16 protein-coding genes are annotated in these 15,909 nt (G+C 62.7%); 1 reads left to right on the top strand and 15 read right to left on the bottom strand.

All coding sequences use genetic code 11. The features are described 5' to 3' along the window. From rplP to rpsJ, 9 genes are read right to left on the bottom strand one after another with little or no spacing between them, the layout of a single operon-like run. On the bottom strand, nt 1-417 hold the full coding sequence (rplP, locus tag QFZ65_RS06075) for a 50S ribosomal protein L16 (protein WP_018773668.1): 417 nt from the start codon (nt 415-417) through the stop codon (nt 1-3). Then, on the bottom strand, nt 418-1,266 hold the full coding sequence (gene rpsC / locus QFZ65_RS06070; protein WP_306908983.1) for a 30S ribosomal protein S3: 849 nt from the start codon (nt 1,264-1,266) through the stop codon (nt 418-420). It abuts the gene before it with no gap. Further along, entirely contained in the window at nt 1,267-1,632 is a 366-nt protein-coding gene (gene rplV / locus QFZ65_RS06065) for a 50S ribosomal protein L22 (protein WP_003803798.1), read from the bottom strand. Nucleotides 1,633-1,670: 38 nt separating this feature from the next. Next, entirely contained in the window at nt 1,671-1,952 is a 282-nt protein-coding gene (rpsS, locus tag QFZ65_RS06060) for a 30S ribosomal protein S19 (protein ID WP_120951155.1), read from the bottom strand. A gap of 12 nt (nt 1,953-1,964) precedes the next feature. Next, the gene (gene rplB / locus QFZ65_RS06055) at nt 1,965-2,804 is read right to left on the bottom strand and encodes a 50S ribosomal protein L2 (RefSeq protein ID WP_306908981.1); all 840 of its coding nucleotides are present in this window, start codon (nt 2,802-2,804) and stop codon (nt 1,965-1,967) included. 29 nt (nt 2,805-2,833) lie between these two features. Beyond that, entirely contained in the window at nt 2,834-3,139 is a 306-nt protein-coding gene (rplW, locus tag QFZ65_RS06050) for a 50S ribosomal protein L23 (protein ID WP_018773664.1), read from the bottom strand. Further along, entirely contained in the window at nt 3,136-3,759 is a 624-nt protein-coding gene (gene rplD / locus QFZ65_RS06045; RefSeq protein ID WP_306908979.1) for a 50S ribosomal protein L4, read from the bottom strand. The genes rplW and rplD overlap by 4 nt, the downstream gene beginning before the upstream one ends. Before the next feature lie 4 nt (nt 3,760-3,763). After that, a complete protein-coding gene (gene rplC, locus QFZ65_RS06040) occupies nt 3,764-4,414 on the bottom strand; it encodes a 50S ribosomal protein L3 (protein ID WP_003803812.1) in 651 nt (216 codons plus the stop codon). A gap of 17 nt (nt 4,415-4,431) precedes the next feature. Further along, complete coding sequence (gene rpsJ / locus QFZ65_RS06035; RefSeq protein WP_003803825.1) at nt 4,432-4,740, bottom strand: 30S ribosomal protein S10; 309 nt, start codon at nt 4,738-4,740, stop codon at nt 4,432-4,434. Nucleotides 4,741-5,178: 438 nt separating this feature from the next. Between rpsJ and QFZ65_RS06030 the strand changes: the two genes are divergently transcribed. After that, complete coding sequence (locus QFZ65_RS06030) at nt 5,179-6,615, top strand: GH1 family beta-glucosidase (RefSeq protein ID WP_306912510.1); 1,437 nt, start codon at nt 5,179-5,181, stop codon at nt 6,613-6,615. A gap of 2 nt (nt 6,616-6,617) precedes the next feature. On the opposite strand, the gene QFZ65_RS06025 is transcribed toward QFZ65_RS06030, so the two are convergent. The 6 genes from QFZ65_RS06025 to QFZ65_RS06000 form a co-directional block, all read right to left on the bottom strand. Then, nucleotides 6,618-6,743, bottom strand: coding sequence for a hypothetical protein (locus tag QFZ65_RS06025; protein WP_306908977.1), 126 nt, complete (start codon nt 6,741-6,743; stop codon nt 6,618-6,620). 192 nt (nt 6,744-6,935) lie between these two features. Then, nucleotides 6,936-8,126 (bottom strand): elongation factor Tu, encoded by a 1,191-nt coding sequence (tuf, locus tag QFZ65_RS06020; RefSeq protein ID WP_028269583.1) that lies wholly within the window; start codon nt 8,124-8,126, stop codon nt 6,936-6,938. Nucleotides 8,127-8,387: 261 nt separating this feature from the next. After that, a complete protein-coding gene (gene fusA, locus QFZ65_RS06015; protein WP_306908974.1) occupies nt 8,388-10,502 on the bottom strand; it encodes an elongation factor G in 2,115 nt (704 codons plus the stop codon). Between the two features lie 69 nt (nt 10,503-10,571). Continuing rightward, the gene (gene rpsG / locus QFZ65_RS06010) at nt 10,572-11,042 is read right to left on the bottom strand and encodes a 30S ribosomal protein S7 (RefSeq protein ID WP_011692813.1); all 471 of its coding nucleotides are present in this window, start codon (nt 11,040-11,042) and stop codon (nt 10,572-10,574) included. A gap of 1 nt (nt 11,043) precedes the next feature. Then, the gene (gene rpsL, locus QFZ65_RS06005; protein WP_018773658.1) at nt 11,044-11,418 is read right to left on the bottom strand and encodes a 30S ribosomal protein S12; all 375 of its coding nucleotides are present in this window, start codon (nt 11,416-11,418) and stop codon (nt 11,044-11,046) included. A 521-nt stretch (nt 11,419-11,939) separates the two neighbouring features. Further along, nucleotides 11,940-15,839, bottom strand: coding sequence for a DNA-directed RNA polymerase subunit beta' (locus QFZ65_RS06000; RefSeq protein WP_306908972.1), 3,900 nt, complete (start codon nt 15,837-15,839; stop codon nt 11,940-11,942). Between the last annotated feature and the right edge of the window lie 70 nt (nt 15,840-15,909).

The following is a 15,909-nucleotide window of genomic DNA, read 5'->3' as shown; positions in this document are numbered from 1 at the left end:
CTACTCACCACCTTCGCGACGCACAATGCGTGCCTTCAACGGCAGCTTGTGGATCGCCAGGCGCAGGGCCTCGCGAGCTACCTCTTCACTGACACCGGAGAGTTCGAAGAGAACCCGGCCCGGCTTGACGTTTGAGACCCACCATTCCGGAGAACCCTTACCGGAACCCATGCGGGTTTCGGCAGGCTTCTTCGTCAGCGGACGGTCCGGGTAGATGTTGATCCAGACCTTGCCGCCACGCTTGATGTGGCGGGTCATCGCGATACGGGCAGACTCGATCTGACGGTTCGTGACGTATGCCGGGCTCAGAGCCTGGATACCCCACTCACCGAACGAGACCTGGGTGCCGCCCGTAGCAGCGCCGGAACGACCCGGGTGGTGCTGCTTGCGGTGCTTGACTCGACGTGGGATAAGCATTTAAGCCTGTCCTCCTTCTACAGCCTGTGCCGGTGCGGCGGAAGCTGCCTCAGCTGCCGGAGCCTCTGCAGCAGCAGGTGCTGCGTCAGCGGCCGGGCGGTCGTTACGACGACGGCGGTCACCACGGTCAGCGCCACCCGGGCGGCCCGGGCGGTCGCCGGCACCGCGGCCACGGGACGGAGCAGCAGCTGCCTGCTGGGCCAGTTCCTTGGCGGTGACGTCACCCTTGTAGATCCAGACCTTCACGCCGATGCGGCCGAAGGTGGTCTTGGCCTCGTAGAAGCCGTAGTCGATGTTCGCGCGGAGGGTGTGCAGGGGCACACGGCCTTCGCGATAGAACTCCGAGCGGGACATTTCTGCGCCGCCCAGTCGACCCGAGCAAGCGATACGGATGCCCTTGGCACCTGCACGCTGTGCGGACTGCATGGCCTTCTTCATCGCACGGCGGAAAGCCACGCGGGAAGTCAGCTGCTCAGCAACGCCCTGGGCAACAAGCTGTGCTTCCATCTCGGGGTTCTTGACCTCGAGGATGTTCAGCTGGACCTGCTTGCCGGTGAGCTTCTCGAGCTCGCCGCGGATGCGGTCTGCTTCTGCACCGCGGCGGCCGATGACGATGCCCGGACGTGCCGTGTGGATGTCCACGCGGACGCGGTCACGGGTGCGCTCGATTTCGACCTTGGCGATACCGGCCCGCTCCATGCCCGTGGACATGAGCTGGCGGATGCGGATGTCTTCGCGGACGAAGTCCTTGTACCGCTGGCCGGACTTGGTGCTGTCGGCGAACCAGTGCGATACGTGATCGGTGGTGATGCCGAGTCGGAACCCGTGCGGGTTTACTTTCTGTCCCACTTAGCGAGCCTCCTCTTTCTCCGGGGTAGCGACTACCACGGTGATGTGGCTCGTGCGCTTCTTGATCTGAAATGCACGACCCTGGGCACGCGGCTGGAACCGCTTCATGGTCGGGCCTTCATCAACAAACGCTTCGCTGATGATGAGGTCGCCTTCGTCAAACGCCACACCGTCGCGGTCCGCGAGGACCCGGGCGTTGGAGATTGCTGACTGTACTACCTTGAATACCGGCTCCGAAGCTGCCTGCGGGGCAAACTTCAGAATTGCCAGAGCCTCATTCGCTTGCTTACCACGAACAAGGTTGACGACGCGCCGGGCCTTCATAGGCGTTACGCGGATATGACGCGCAATTGCCTTGGCTTCCATTGCTTTCCTTCTCTCGTCTTTGACGTAAGTGCAGGCGCCTAGCGGCGCTTGCCCTTACGGTCGTCCTTGACATGGCCGCGGAATGTCCGCGTTTGAGCGAATTCGCCGAGCTTGTGCCCGACCATCGACTCGGTGACAAACACCGGGATGTGCTTGCGTCCGTCGTGGACGGCGATCGTGTGGCCGAGCATGTCGGGGACGATCATCGAACGGCGGGACCAGGTCTTGATGACGTTCTTGGTGCCCTTTTCGTTTTCCCTGGCTACCTTCACAAAGAGGTGCTGGTCAACGAAAGGACCTTTTTTCAGGCTGCGTGGCATGTGTCCAGGCTCCTATCGCTTGTTCTTGCCAGTACGACGGCGACGAACAATAAGCTTGTCGCTCTCTTTGTTGGGACGGCGGGTGCGGCCTTCGCGCTTACCGTTCGGGTTGACGGGGTTACGTCCACCGGACGTCTTGCCCTCGCCACCACCGTGGGGGTGGTCGACCGGGTTCATGGCGACACCACGGACGGTCGGGCGGACGCCCTTCCAGCGCATGCGGCCGGCCTTGCCCCAGTTGATGTTCGACTGCTCGGCGTTGCCGACCTCGCCGACGGTTGCGCGGCAGCGCACGTCAACGTTTCGGATTTCACCGGAAGGCAGACGTAGCTGGGCGAAACGGCCTTCCTTTGCCACGAGCTGGATCGATGCGCCGGCGGAGCGGCCCATCTTGGCGCCGCCACCCGGACGCAGTTCAACCGCGTGGATAACGGTACCGACCGGGATGTTGCGCAGCGGGAGGTTGTTGCCGGGCTTGATGTCAGCGTCGGCACCTGCCTCGACGACGTCACCCTGGGCCAGCTTGTTCGGGGCGATGATGTAACGCTTGGTGCCATCAACGTAGTGCAGGAGGGCGATGCGAGCCGTACGGTTCGGATCGTACTCGATTTCAGCAACGCGGGCGTTGACGCCGTCTTTGTCGTGGCGACGGAAGTCGATCAGACGGTACTGGCGCTTGTGGCCACCACCCTTGTGACGGGTCGTGATCTTACCGGTGTTGTTACGGCCACCCTTTTTCGGGAGGGGACGTACCAACGACTTTTCCGGCGTCGACCGCGTGATTTCGGTGAAGTCCGCTACGCTCGAGCCGCGACGGCCCGGGGTAGTCGGCTTATATTTACGGATTCCCATAATTTATTTCCTCGTTAAAGTGGTCTCCGCTACGAGAGCGGACCGCCGAAGATGTCGATAGTGCCTTCTTTGAGGCTCACAATTGCACGCTTGGTGTTCTTGCGGGTACCCCATCCGAATTTGGTCCGCTTGCGCTTACCGGCACGGTTGATGGTGTTGATCGATTCGACCTTGACGGAGAAAATCTTCTCCACGGCCAGCTTGATCTCGGTCTTGTTCGAGCGGGGGTCCACCAGGAAGGTGTACTTGCCCTCATCGATCAGGCCGTAGCTCTTTTCCGAGACGACAGGTGCAAGCACGACGTCGCGCGGGTCTTTGATGGTGGCTGCACTCACTTGGCATCCTCCTCGTTCTTTGCCACTGCCTTGTCAGCAACGAATGCTTCGTAGGCAGCCTTGGTGAAGACGACGTCATCGGAAACGAGTACGTCGTAGGTGTTCAGCTGGTCTGCGTACAGAACGTGGACACCGGCGAGGTTGCGCACGGAGAGTGCAGCAACATCGTTGGCGCGCTCGATGACGACGAGCAGGTTCTTGCGCTCGGAGACACCGCGCAGCGCTGCCAGTGCGGCGCTGGTGGACGGCTTGGTGCCGGCTACCAGTTCAGCGACAACGTGGATGCGGCCGTTACGGGCGCGGTCAGAGAGTGCGCCGCGCAGGGCAGCAGCAATCATCTTCTTGGGGGTGCGCTGGCTGTAGTCACGCGGCGTCGGGCCGTGGACAACGCCACCACCGGTCATGTGAGGAGCACGGATGGAACCCTGACGGGCGCGGCCGGTGCCCTTCTGCTTGAACGGCTTGCGACCTGCACCGGAAACCTCGGCGCGGGTCTTGGTCTTGTGGGTACCCTGGCGAGCAGCAGCGAGCTGGGCAACGACGACCTGGTGCAGCAGCGGCACGTTGGTCTGTACGTCGAAGATCTCTGCAGGCAGGTCAACCTTTACAGTGCTAGTCATTGAACTAGGCTCCCTTCACGGCGGTGCGTACGAGTACGACCTGGCCGCGGGCACCGGGAACGGCGCCCTTGATCAGGAGCAGCGACTTCTCGACGTCAACCGCGTGGACCGTGAGGTTCAGCGTGGTGTGACGAACGGCGCCCATGCGGCCGGCCATTTTCATGCCCTTGAAGACGCGGCTCGGGGTGGATGCGCCACCGATAGAACCGGGCTTACGGTGGTTCTTGTGGGCACCGTGGGAAGCTCCAACACCGTGGAAGCCGTGACGCTTCATAACACCGGCGAAGCCCTTACCCTTGGTGGTGCCAACGACGTCGATCTTCTGGCCGGCTTCGAAGAGCTCTACGGAGAGCTCCTGGCCCAGCTCGTAAGAGTCAGCATCTGCAGTGCGCAGTTCTACGACGTGGCGGCGAGGCGTGACGCCCGCCTTTTCAAAGTGACCAGCCAGCGGCTTGGTGACCTTGCGGGGATCGATCTGGCCGTAGCCGATCTGAACGGCGACGTAGCCATCAGTCTCTGCGTTGCGCAGCTGCGTGATGACGTTCGAGTCAGCCTGGACCACAGTGACGGGGATGAGCTTGTTGTTCTCGTCCCAGACCTGGGTCATGCCGAGCTTCGTGCCCAGCAGGCCCTTTACGTTACGGGTTGCGGTCATAGTCTCTCAGCACCTCCCTACAGCTTGATTTCGATGTTCACGTCGGCCGGCAGGTCGAGACGCATGAGCGAGTCAACTGCCTTAGGCGTGGGATCGATGATGTCGATAAGACGCTTGTGCGTGCGCATTTCAAAGTGCTCGCGGCTGTCCTTGTACTTGTGCGGAGAGCGGATTACGCAGTAAACGTTCTTCTCCGTCGGCAGCGGCACGGGGCCAACTACAGTTGCGCCTGCGCGCGTGACCGTCTCAACGATCTTCCGTGCTGAAACGTCAATGACCTCGTGGTCGTATGACTTCAGCCGGATGCGGATTTTTTGTCCCGCCATGTCGCCTGACTCTCTTTCAGTCTGTGCTTCCCCTGATTAGGGCTGCCCTGTTCACTTACCTGTTGTGCGGCTGCCGAAGCATTTGAAGTCGTAACTACCACCCGCCGCACAAGCTGAATCCGGATCAATCCGGGTTCCTCAACCTGCCGGCGCAACCGACCCCCGCGGTCGGGCGTGTCGCGCTTTCCACGCGTACTCGTCCGCAATTCCTTGGGGAGTGGGTTATGTTTGGTCTCCTACTTGGACCCTGGCACCCGGCATTATCCGGATCGGGACGCGAAAGAGCGCTTGAACAACTCATCTAGTATGCCGGAAATATCGGCCAGAAGCTAATCAGGGACTGCCCGGAGGCGTGCTCGAGCACCGCCCGTGGGCGAACTCACACGGCGCCGCTTCCGGCTCATTGCCTTCAGTCACCTTCGAATGGATGATAAGGACATGACCGTGCAGGACTCCGTCGACGTTGAGGACCTTGCCGCGCTCCTGGGGCCCAATTTCAAGCTCGGAGTGGCATCGGCGGCCTTTCAAATCGAAGGGGCACTGTCGGCCGGCGGCCGTGGTCCTTCCGGCTGGGACGCCTTCGCGGAAAAGCCGGGCAGCATCGTCGACGGGCACTCCCCGTCCGTGGCCTGCGACCACTATCATCGCTCAGCGGAAGACGTGGCCCTGATGCGGGACCTCGGCGTGGATTCCTACCGGTTCTCGATCTCCTGGCCGCGGATCCAGCCCGAGGGCCGCGGCGCCTTCAATGAGGAAGGCCTGGACTTCTACGACCGGCTGATCGACCAGCTTCTCGAGGCCGGCATCTCCCCCATGGCCACGCTCTACCACTGGGACACCCCGCTCCCCCTCGAGCACAGCGGCGGCTGGATGAACCGGGCGACTGCCGAGCGCTTCGCCGAGTACTGCGCAGCCGCGGGCCGGCGCTTCGGTGACCGCGTCGCGCAATGGGTCACGCTGAACGAGCCGGTGTCCGTCACCCTTAACGGCTATGCCCTCGGAGTGCACGCACCGGGGAAGGCCCTGATGTTCGACGCGTTGCCCTCGATCCACCACCAGCTTCTGGCCCACGGCCTTGGCGTGCAGGCGCTGCGCGCCGCAGGGGTCAAGGGCGAGGTGGGCGTAACGAATCTGCACTCCCCCATCCGACCGGCCAGCCGAAAGCCCGGCGACGGAATGGTGGCGAAGCTCTACGACCTGCTCATGAACAGGATCTATGCGGATCCGGTTCTGCTGGGGCGCTATCCGAGGTTGCCCCTGATGGCCCGGCCGTGGCTCCGTTCCCTCGGGCGGCTATCCGACCACGACCTCCGGACGATCCACCAGCCCCTGGACTTCTACGGCCTCAACTACTACTTTCCCGTTCGGGTCGCCCTGGGGCGCGGAACCGTCCCCATCCCGGCAAATACGCACAAGGCCGTCGCGCGGTTGCCCTTCCACGAGGTGGGCTACCCGGACAGCGGAACCACGGGATTCGGCTGGCCGGTGGCTCCCGATCACCTCGGGATCCTGCTGCGGGAACTCAAAGACCGGTACCGGGAGGCCCTGCCACCGGTCTACATCACCGAAAGCGGCGCGAGCTTCCCTGAACCAGACCACGTCACCGGCCCGATTGCGGACCACCGGCGGATCAGCTACCTGGCAGACCACCTCAGGAACGCCATCCAGGCAACCTCCCCGGGCGGCATAGCCCACGGAGTTACCCTGCGCGGGTATTACGTCTGGACCCTGATGGACAACTTCGAGTGGGCGGCCGGCTACTCGCAGCGCTTTGGCCTGGTACACGTGGACTTCGAGACGCTCGAACGCACACCCAAAGAGTCCTACTACTGGTACCAGGCGCTCAGCCGGGCCCGCCGGACCCGGCCCGCCTAGGCCTACTGGTTCTTGTTGGCGCGGTTGATCCGCTTCGCCCGGTCGATCTCCTGGCGGAAGGTTTTCCGTGCCCAGAAAACACCCGCCACGACCGCCACGACCACAATCAGGAAAATGAGCCATTCCATACCGGACTCCCGTCGCTGCCTTCCACTGCTGATCCTGCAACCTTAACAGCAAACGGCAGTGGGGACAGCACCGCCGTTCGGCAGGTGCGCGAAGGCAAAAAAGAACAGCCCCGCTGCAATGCAGCGGGGCTGTTCCTACTTCACGGCGACCGTCAGGCGGCCGGGCCGTTCAGGAATTCGATCAGCAAGTTGTTACTTGATGATCTTGGTGACGCGTCCCGAACCAACGGTGCGGCCGCCTTCGCGGATAGCGAAGCCGAGGCCCTCTTCCATGGCGATGGGCTGGATGAGCGCAACGGTCATCTCAGTGTTGTCGCCGGGCATAACCATTTCCGTGCCTTCCGGCAGGGTGATAACGCCGGTTACGTCCGTGGTGCGGAAGTAGAACTGCGGGCGGTAGTTGGAGTAGAACGGGTTGTGACGTCCGCCTTCGTCCTTGGAGAGGATGTAGACGTTGGCCTCGAAGTCGGTGTGCGGGGTGATGGAACCCGGCTTGACGACAACCTGGCCACGCTCGACATCGTCGCGCTTCAGACCGCGGAGCAGGAGGCCACAGTTCTCGCCGGCCCATGCTTCGTCGAGCTGCTTGTGGAACATCTCGATACCGGTAACCGTGGTCTTCTGGACCGGGCGGATGCCGACGATCTCGACCTCGGAGTTGATGGCGAGGGTTCCACGCTCGGCGCGGCCCGTAACAACGGTGCCACGGCCGGTGATCGTGAAGACGTCTTCGATCGGCATCAGGAAGGGCTTGTCGCGGTCGCGGATCGGGTCCGGAACGGACTCGTCCACAGCAGCCATCAGATCCTCAACGGACTTGACCCACTCCGGGTCGCCTTCCAGTGCCTTCAGGCCCGAAACGCGAACAACCGGTGCTTCGTCGCCATCGAAGCCCTGCGAGCTGAGCAGCTCACGAACTTCCATTTCGACGAGGTCGAGGAGTTCCTCGTCATCGACCATGTCAGCCTTGTTCAGTGCGACCAGCAGGTAGGGAACACCAACCTGGCGGGCGAGCAGAACGTGCTCACGGGTCTGAGCCATCGGGCCGTCAGTAGCGGCAACCACGAGGATTGCGCCGTCCATCTGAGCAGCACCGGTGATCATGTTCTTGATGTAGTCAGCGTGACCCGGAGCGTCTACGTGTGCGTAGTGGCGCTTCTCGGTCTGGTACTCAACGTGGGAGATGTTGATGGTAATGCCGCGCTGACGCTCTTCGGGAGCAGAGTCAATCGACGCGAAGTCACGCTTCTCGTTGAGAGTCGGGTACTTGTCGTACAGCACCTTGGAAATGGCGGCCGTCAGCGTCGTCTTACCGTGGTCAACGTGACCAATGGTACCGATGTTAACGTGCGGCTTAGTCCGCTCGAACTTTGCCTTTGCCACAGGTTCCTCCTAGAACGTTTTCAAATGACTTACCCTTCGACCGCGCTTGTCGCGGCAGAAACTTCAGTAAGTCTACTTGGGGGGGCTTTGGATTGGTGAAATTGCAGATTCAGGAACTAATACTAGTCCGTTGAGCCTGTTGGTGCAGACGGCCGGCCCGGCTTGACCGGACTGCGTCCGACCGGGAACCGGCCATCTGCACCGAGCGAATCTCCGGAGACCGGAGATGCACCCGAGTTTGTCGCTGCGAGCGTCCGAGGACTATTCGCCGCGGGTCTTCTGGATGATCTCGTCGGCAACTGCCTTCGGGACCTCGGCGTAGCTGTTGAACGTCATGGAGTACACAGCGCGGCCCTGGGTCTTCGAACGAAGGTCGCCGATGTAGCCGAACATGCCGGACAGCGGGACGTGTGCGCGGATGACCTTGACGCCCTGGGCATCTTCCATGGACTGCATCTGGCCACGGCGGGAGTTGAGGTCACCGATAACGTCACCCATGTATTCCTCAGGGGTGCGGACCTCGACATCCATCAGCGGTTCCAGCAGGACAGGGTTCGCCTTGCGTGCGGCTTCCTTGAAAGCCATACGGCCGGCGATCTTGAACGCCATTTCCGAGGAGTCAACATCGTGGTACGCGCCGTCAATCAGCGTGGCCTTGATGCCGACAACCGGGTAACCGGCCAGGACGCCGTCGTTCAGCGCATCCTGGATACCGGCGTCAACGGACGGGATGTATTCGCGCGGAACGCGGCCACCAGTGACCTTGTTCTCGAACTCGTACATCTCGCCATCGGCGGTGTCCAGCGGCTCGATCGCGATCTGGATCTTTGCGAACTGGCCCGAACCACCGGTCTGCTTCTTGTGCGTGTAGTCGTGACGCTCTACAGCGCGCTTGATGGTTTCGCGGTAAGCAACCTGCGGCTTGCCGACGTTTGCCTCGACCTTGAACTCGCGGCGCATGCGGTCCACCAGGATGTCCAGGTGGAGCTCGCCCATGCCGGCGATGATGGTCTGACCGGTGTCTTCGTTGAGGGAGACCTGGAAGGTCGGGTCCTCAGCGGAGAGCTTCTGGATGGCCGTGGAGAGCTTCTCCTGGTCACCCTTGGTGTTCGGTTCAATCGCAACAGAGATCACGGGCTCGGGGAAGCTCATGGACTCCAGGACGATCTGGTTCGCGGAATCGCACAGGGTGTCACCGGTGGTGGTGTCCTTCAGGCCGATCGCTGCGTAGATGTGGCCGGCGGTAGCGCCCTCAACGGGCATTTCCTTGTTGGCGTGCATCTGGAACAGCTTGCCAATGCGCTCCTTCTTGCCCTTGGTGGAGTTAACCACCTGGGCGCCTGCCTCCACGTGACCGGAGTACACGCGGATGAAGGTGAGCTGGCCGAAGAACGGGTGCGCGGCAATCTTGAACGCCAGGGCCGAGAACGGCTCCTCGGAGGACGGCTTGCGCGTCAGCTCCTTCTCTTCGTCGCGGGGATCGTGACCGATCATCGGCGGGACGTCGAGCGGGTTCGGCAGGTAGTCGACCACGGCATCGAGCATCGGCTGGACGCCACGGTTCTTGAATGCGGAACCGCAGAAGACCGGGTAGAGCTCGGAGTTGATCGTCATCTTGCGGATGCCGGCCTTGAGCTCGTCGATGCTGATTTCTTCGCCTTCGAGGTACTTCTCCATGAGTTCCTCGGAGGACTCGGCAACGGCCTCGACGAGGCTTTCGCGGTACTCCTCGGCCTTTTCCTGGAGGTCAGCCGGGATCTCGCGGATCTCGTACTTCGCACCCATGGTGACGTCACCCTTGGCGTCGCCGGGCCAGACCAGCGCGCGCATGTAGAGGAGGTCGACGACGCCGATGAAGTCGTTCTCGGCGCCGATCGGCAGCTGCATGACGAGCGGCTTGGCACCGAGACGGCTGATGATGGTGTCCACGGTGAAGTAGAAGTCGGCGCCGAGCTTGTCCATCTTGTTGACGAAGCAGATGCGCGGAACGTTGTACTTGTCAGCCTGGCGCCAGACAGTCTCGGACTGCGGCTCCACGCCTTCCTTGCCGTCGAACACGGCGACGGCACCGTCGAGGACGCGCAGGGAGCGCTCAACCTCGACCGTGAAGTCAACGTGGCCGGGGGTGTCAATGATGTTGATCTGGTTGTTTTCCCAGAAGCAGGTCACGGCGGCAGACGTGATGGTGATGCCGCGTTCCTTTTCCTGTTCCATCCAGTCAGTCGTCGAAGCGCCGTCGTGCGTTTCGCCGATCTTGTGGTTCACACCCGTGTAGAACAGGATGCGCTCGGTAGTAGTGGTCTTGCCGGCATCAATGTGGGCCATGATGCCGATGTTGCGGACCTTGCTAAGGTCGGTAAGCACGTCCTGTGCCACGGTGTCTCCCTTTCGGATGGACTGCACGTTCGCCGCCGGCTCGGTTGAGCCGGCGGCGTCCGGGAAGTATTACCAGCGGTAGTGTGCGAAGGCCTTGTTGGACTCGGCCATCTTGTGGGTGTCTTCGCGACGCTTCACAGCGGCACCGAGACCGTTGGAGGCATCCAGGATCTCGTTCTGGAGGCGCTCGGTCATCGTCTTCTCGCGGCGGGCCTTGGAGTAGCCGACCAGCCAACGCAGGGCGAGGGCGGTGGAGCGGCCCGGCTTGACCTCAACCGGAACCTGGTAGGTGGCGCCACCGACGCGGCGGGAGCGGACCTCGAGGGAAGGCTTGACGTTCTCCATGGCCTTCTTGAGGGCTGCAACCGGGTCGCCGCCGGACTTGGCACGGGCACCTTCGAGGGCACCGTAAACGATGCGCTCCGCGGTGGACTTCTTGCCGTCAACCAGCACCTTGTTGATCAGCTGGGTGACCAGCGGGGAGCCGTAAACGGGATCTAGGACTAGCGGCCGCTTGGGGGCCGGACCCTTGCGAGGCATATTACTTCTTCTCCATCTTTGCGCCGTAGCGGCTGCGGGCCTGCTTACGGTTCTTCACACCCTGGGTATCGAGGGCGCCACGGACGATCTTGTAGCGGACACCGGGGAGGTCCTTAACACGGCCGCCACGAACGAGCACAATGGAGTGCTCCTGGAGGTTGTGGCCTACACCGGGGATGTAAGCGGTGACTTCAATGCCACCGTTGAGGCGCACGCGGGCAACCTTACGCAGAGCCGAGTTCGGCTTCTTCGGGGTCGTGGTGTACACGCGGGTGCAAACACCGCGGCGCATCGGGCTGCCGTTAAGCGCGGGGGCCTTGGTCTTCTTGACCTTCGGCGTGCGGCCCTTACGGACCAGCTGGTTAATCGTAGGCACTCTCGTGTTCTCCGTTTTATCCGGAGCGGCCGTTGGCGGCCGCTCTCTTGTCGCTGCGCCCCGCCGCTGGAGCTCTGAAGTTCTCTCCACAGCGGCCGAGGCGAAGCCTTAATAGTCGGACCGCACGCCGGGGTCCGCGGACTTTCATCCGGAACTGCCCCTAGGCATGCGAAAATGTGGCATACGTTGCACAACAACCCTGCAAACCGGAAACGTCGTCCTGGTGAAGCCTTTCAGCTCAACCGGCGCACTCATCCACTGCCACAATAACAATTAGTCTCAAGTCTAACACGGACGGCTCCCAGCCCTTAATCGGCGGGGTATCCGGGCCTCCCTCCCCATCGATTGCTCCGTAGCCGCCGTTTTGGGCCCTCTAAAGGGCGTTATCGGAGCAATCGACGGGCTAGGCAAAGCAATCGATCGTTAAACGGGGATGGTCCCCCACCTTGCGGTGCGGGACCATCCCTGGTCAGGCTTCCGAACAACCTAGCGGTTAGCGGAAGTCGGTTAGCGGGAGTCGGTTAGCGGAAGTCGCTGCCCAGGTCGTAGTCATCCAGCGGGATGGCGTGGAACTCAGGAGCTCCGTCGCCGCCCAGCGAATCGTAGGAGAAGTCGCTGAAGGCGCTGGGGCCGGTGAACAGGTTGGCCTTTGCTTCCTCAGTCGGCTCCACCGTGATCTCGGTGTAGCGCGGGAGACCCGTGCCGGCCGGGATGAGCTTACCGATGATGACGTTCTCCTTGAGGCCGAGCAGCGGATCGCTCTTGCCTTCCATGGCCGCCTGCGTCAGGACGCGGGTGGTCTCCTGGAAGGAGGCCGCGGACAGCCAGGACTCGGTCGCCAGGGACGCCTTCGTGATACCCATGAGCTCAGGACGGCCGGAAGCCGGCGTCTTGCCCTCGGAGACAACGCGGCGGTTGGCATCCTCGAAGCGGCTGCGCTCGGCGAGCTCGCCGGGCAGCAGGTCCGAATCGCCGGACTCGATGACCGTGACGCGGCGCAGCATCTGGCGGACGATAACCTCGACGTGCTTGTCGTGGATACCGATGCCCTGGCTGCGGTACACGCCCTGGACCTCGTCCACCAGGAACTTCTGCGCGGCACGGGGGCCCATGATGCGCAGGACCTGCTTCGGGTCGACCGGACCGTTGATGAGCTTCTGTCCGACGCTGACGTGCTCGCCGTCTTCGATGAGAAGACGTGAACGGCGCAGTACCGGGTAGGCGATCTCTTCGGATCCGTCATCGGGGGTGATGACGAGGCGCATCTGGCGCTCGGACTCTTCGATGGTGATGCGTCCGGCTGCTTCTGCAATCGGTGCGACACCCTTCGGAGTACGGGCTTCGAAGAGCTCCTGGATACGGGGCAGACCCTGGGTGATGTCGTCGCCGCCGCTGGCGGAGACGGCACCACCGGTGTGGAACGTACGCATGGTCAGCTGGGTGCCCGGCTCACCGATGGACTGTGCGGCGATGATGCCCACTGCCTCACCGATGTCGACGGTCTTGCCCGTGGCCAGCGAACGGCCGTAGCACAGGGCGCAGGTACCGACGCTGGACTCACAGGTGAGTACGGAGCGGACCTTGACCTCGGTGATGCCGGCTGCGAACAGTTCGGCAATGACGACGTCGCCGCAGTCGGTGCCGCCGGCGGCCAGGACGTTGCCCTTGGAGTCAACGACATCCACGGCCAGCGTACGGGCGTAGGCGCTGTTCTCGACGTTCTCGTCCAGTACCAGCTCACCGTTGGCGTCAGCCACGGCGATTGCCGTGACCAGGCCGCGCTCGGTGCCGCAGTCCTCTTCACGGACAATGACGTCCTGCGAAACGTCCACCAGACGACGGGTCAGGTAACCCGAGTTGGCGGTACGCAGCGCGGTGTCAGCCAGGCCCTTACGGGCACCGTGGGTGGCGATGAAGTACTCCAGCACCGACAGGCCCTCGCGGTAGGAGGACTTGATCGGACGCGGGATGATCTCACCCTTAGGGTTGGCCACCAGGCCACGGATACCCGCGATCTGGCGGACCTGCATCCAGTTACCACGTGCACCGGAGGACACCATGCGGTTGATGGTGTTCATCGGCGACAGGCTGTCACGCATGGCCTGGGCGATCTCGTTGGTTGCCTTGTTCCAGATCTCGATCAGTTCCTGGCGACGCTCGTCGTCGTCGATCAGGCCCTTGTCGTACTGGCCCTGGATCTTGGCGGCCCGCTCCTCGTAACCGGCAAGGATCTGCGGCTTTGCGGCCGGCACCTCGATGTCGGAGATGGCAACGGTGACGCCCGAACGGGTGGCCCAGTAGAAACCGGCATCCTTCAGGTTGTCCAGCGTCGCCGCGGTGACAACCTTCGGGTAGCGCTCGGCGAGGTCGTTGACGATGCGGGACAGTTCGCCCTTGTCGGCAACGGCTTCAACCCAGGGGTAGTCCTCGGGCAGGGTCTCGTTGAAGAGGACCTGGCCCAGGGAGGTCTGGACGAGAGCGGTCTGACCCGGCTCCCAGCCTTCCGGAGCTTCCCAGCCGGCGTACGGGACGAAGCCTTCGAGACGGATCTTGACCTGCGAGTTCAGGTGCAGCTCATGCAGGTCGAACGCCATGATGGCTTCCGAAACGGAGGAGAAGACCCGGCCTTCGCCAGCTGAACCGACACGCTTGGTGGTCAGGTGGTAGAGGCCGATGATCATATCCTGCGAAGGCAGCGTCACCGGGCGGCCGTCGGACGGCTTCAGGATGTTGTTCGAGGACAGCATCAGGATGCGGGCCTCAGCCTGGGCTTCGGGGCTCAGCGGCAGGTGCACCGCCATCTGGTCGCCGTCGAAGTCAGCATTGAAGGCGCCACAGACCAGCGGGTGAAGCTGGATTGCCTTACCTTCGACGAGCTGCGGTTCGAACGCTTGGATGCCGAGGCGGTGCAGGGTGGGTGCACGGTTCAGCAGCACGGGGTGCTCGGTGATGATCTCTTCGAGGACATCCCAGACCTGCGGGCGGTAGCGCTCGACCATCCGCTTGGCCGACTTGATGTTCTGCGCGTGGTTGAGGTCAACCAGGCGCTTCATCACGAACGGCTTGAAGAGCTCCAGCGCCATCTGCTTGGGCAGGCCACACTGGTGCAGCTTCAGCTGCGGGCCGACGACGATGACCGAACGGCCGGAGTAGTCGACGCGCTTGCCGAGGAGGTTCTGGCGGAAACGGCCCTGCTTGCCCTTGAGCATGTCGCTCAGGGACTTCAGCGGACGGTTGCCCGGTCCGGTGACCGGACGGCCGCGGCGGCCGTTGTCGAAGAGGCTGTCAACAGCTTCCTGAAGCATGCGCTTCTCGTTGTTGACGATGATCTCCGGGGCACCGAGATCAAGCAGGCGCTTGAGGCGGTTGTTGCGGTTGATCACGCGGCGGTAGAGGTCGTTGAGGTCGGAGGTCGCGAAGCGGCCACCGTCCAGCTGGACCATCGGGCGCAGTTCCGGCGGGATCACCGGAACGGCGTCGAGCACCATGCCGAGCGGGCTGTTGTTGGTCGTCAGGAAAGCGTTGACCACCTTGAGCCGCTTCAGGGCGCGGGTCTTGCGCTGGCCCTTGCCGTTGGCGATGATGTCGCGGAGCATGTCGGACTCGGCCTGCATGTCGAAGCCCTCAAGGCGCTTCTTGATGGCCTCGGCACCCATGGAGCCTTCGAAGTACATGCCGTAGCGGTCGCGCAGCTCGCGGTACAGGCCTTCGTCGCCTTCGAGGTCGGCGACCTTCAGGTTCTTGAAGCGGTCCCAGACCTGCTCGAGCCGTTCGATTTCAGCATCCGCGCGCTTGCGGACGTTGGCCATCTGGCGGTCAGCGGAGTCGCGGGCCTTCTTCTTGTCGGCAGCCTTAGCGCCTTCGCCCTCGAGACGGGCAAGCTCGTTCTCCAGGTCGCGGGCGATCGTGGCGATGTCCGAGTCGCGGTTGTCGATCAGCTGCTTCTTCTCGATGTCGTGCTCAACCTGCAGGTTGGGCAGTTCCTCGTGGCGGCTGTCGGCGTCGACGCTCGTGATCATGTAGGCGGCGAAGTAGATGACCTTTTCGAGGTCCTTCGGTGCCAGGTCAAGGAGGTAGCCCAGGCGGGACGGGACACCCTTGAAGTACCAGATGTGCGTGACCGGTGCGGCCAGCTCGATGTGGCCCATGCGCTCACGGCGCACCTTCGCGCGGGTGACCTCAACGCCACACCGCTCACAGATGATGCCCTTGAAGCGCACGCGCTTGTACTTACCGCAGTAGCATTCCCAGTCCCGGGACGGGCCGAAGATCTTCTCGCAGAAGAGGCCGTCCTTCTCGGGCTTGAGCGTGCGGTAGTTGATGGTTTCCGGCTTCTTAACCTCGCCGTAAGACCAGCCACGGATGTCTTCCGCGGTGGCGAGGCCGATCTGCATGAGGCCGAAGGAGGATTCGCTGGACATATGGTCCCTGTTCTCTCTTGTTCTCTAAATTCTGAAGTCTTGGGTTACGGGAAGAGGGAGGTGAGGTCCG

The sequence above is a fragment of the Arthrobacter sp. B3I9 genome, assembly GCF_030816935.1.
Taxonomy (GTDB): Bacteria; Actinomycetota; Actinomycetes; order Actinomycetales; family Micrococcaceae; genus Arthrobacter.
Note: the sequence above shows the minus strand (reverse complement) of the source record. Positions and strands in the feature narration are given on the sequence as shown.

Coding starts and splice junctions, on each gene's coding strand:
- QFZ65_RS06030 (WP_306912510.1), top strand. CDS start 5,179: ATGACCGTGCAGGACTCCGTCGACGTTGAGGACCTTGCCGCGCTCCTG.
- rplB (WP_306908981.1), bottom strand. CDS start 2,804: ATGGGAATCCGTAAATATAAGCCGACTACCCCGGGCCGTCGCGGCTCG.
- rpsG (WP_011692813.1), bottom strand. CDS start 11,042: ATGCCTCGCAAGGGTCCGGCCCCCAAGCGGCCGCTAGTCCTAGATCCC.
- rplV (WP_003803798.1), bottom strand. CDS start 1,632: ATGGAAGCCAAGGCAATTGCGCGTCATATCCGCGTAACGCCTATGAAG.
- rplC (WP_003803812.1), bottom strand. CDS start 4,414: ATGACCGCAACCCGTAACGTAAAGGGCCTGCTGGGCACGAAGCTCGGC.
- rpsJ (WP_003803825.1), bottom strand. CDS start 4,740: ATGGCGGGACAAAAAATCCGCATCCGGCTGAAGTCATACGACCACGAG.
- rplP (WP_018773668.1), bottom strand. CDS start 417: ATGCTTATCCCACGTCGAGTCAAGCACCGCAAGCAGCACCACCCGGGT.
- rplD (WP_306908979.1), bottom strand. CDS start 3,759: ATGACTAGCACTGTAAAGGTTGACCTGCCTGCAGAGATCTTCGACGTA.
- QFZ65_RS06000 (WP_306908972.1), bottom strand. CDS start 15,839: ATGTCCAGCGAATCCTCCTTCGGCCTCATGCAGATCGGCCTCGCCACC.
- rpsS (WP_120951155.1), bottom strand. CDS start 1,952: ATGCCACGCAGCCTGAAAAAAGGTCCTTTCGTTGACCAGCACCTCTTT.
- QFZ65_RS06025 (WP_306908977.1), bottom strand. CDS start 6,743: ATGGAATGGCTCATTTTCCTGATTGTGGTCGTGGCGGTCGTGGCGGGT.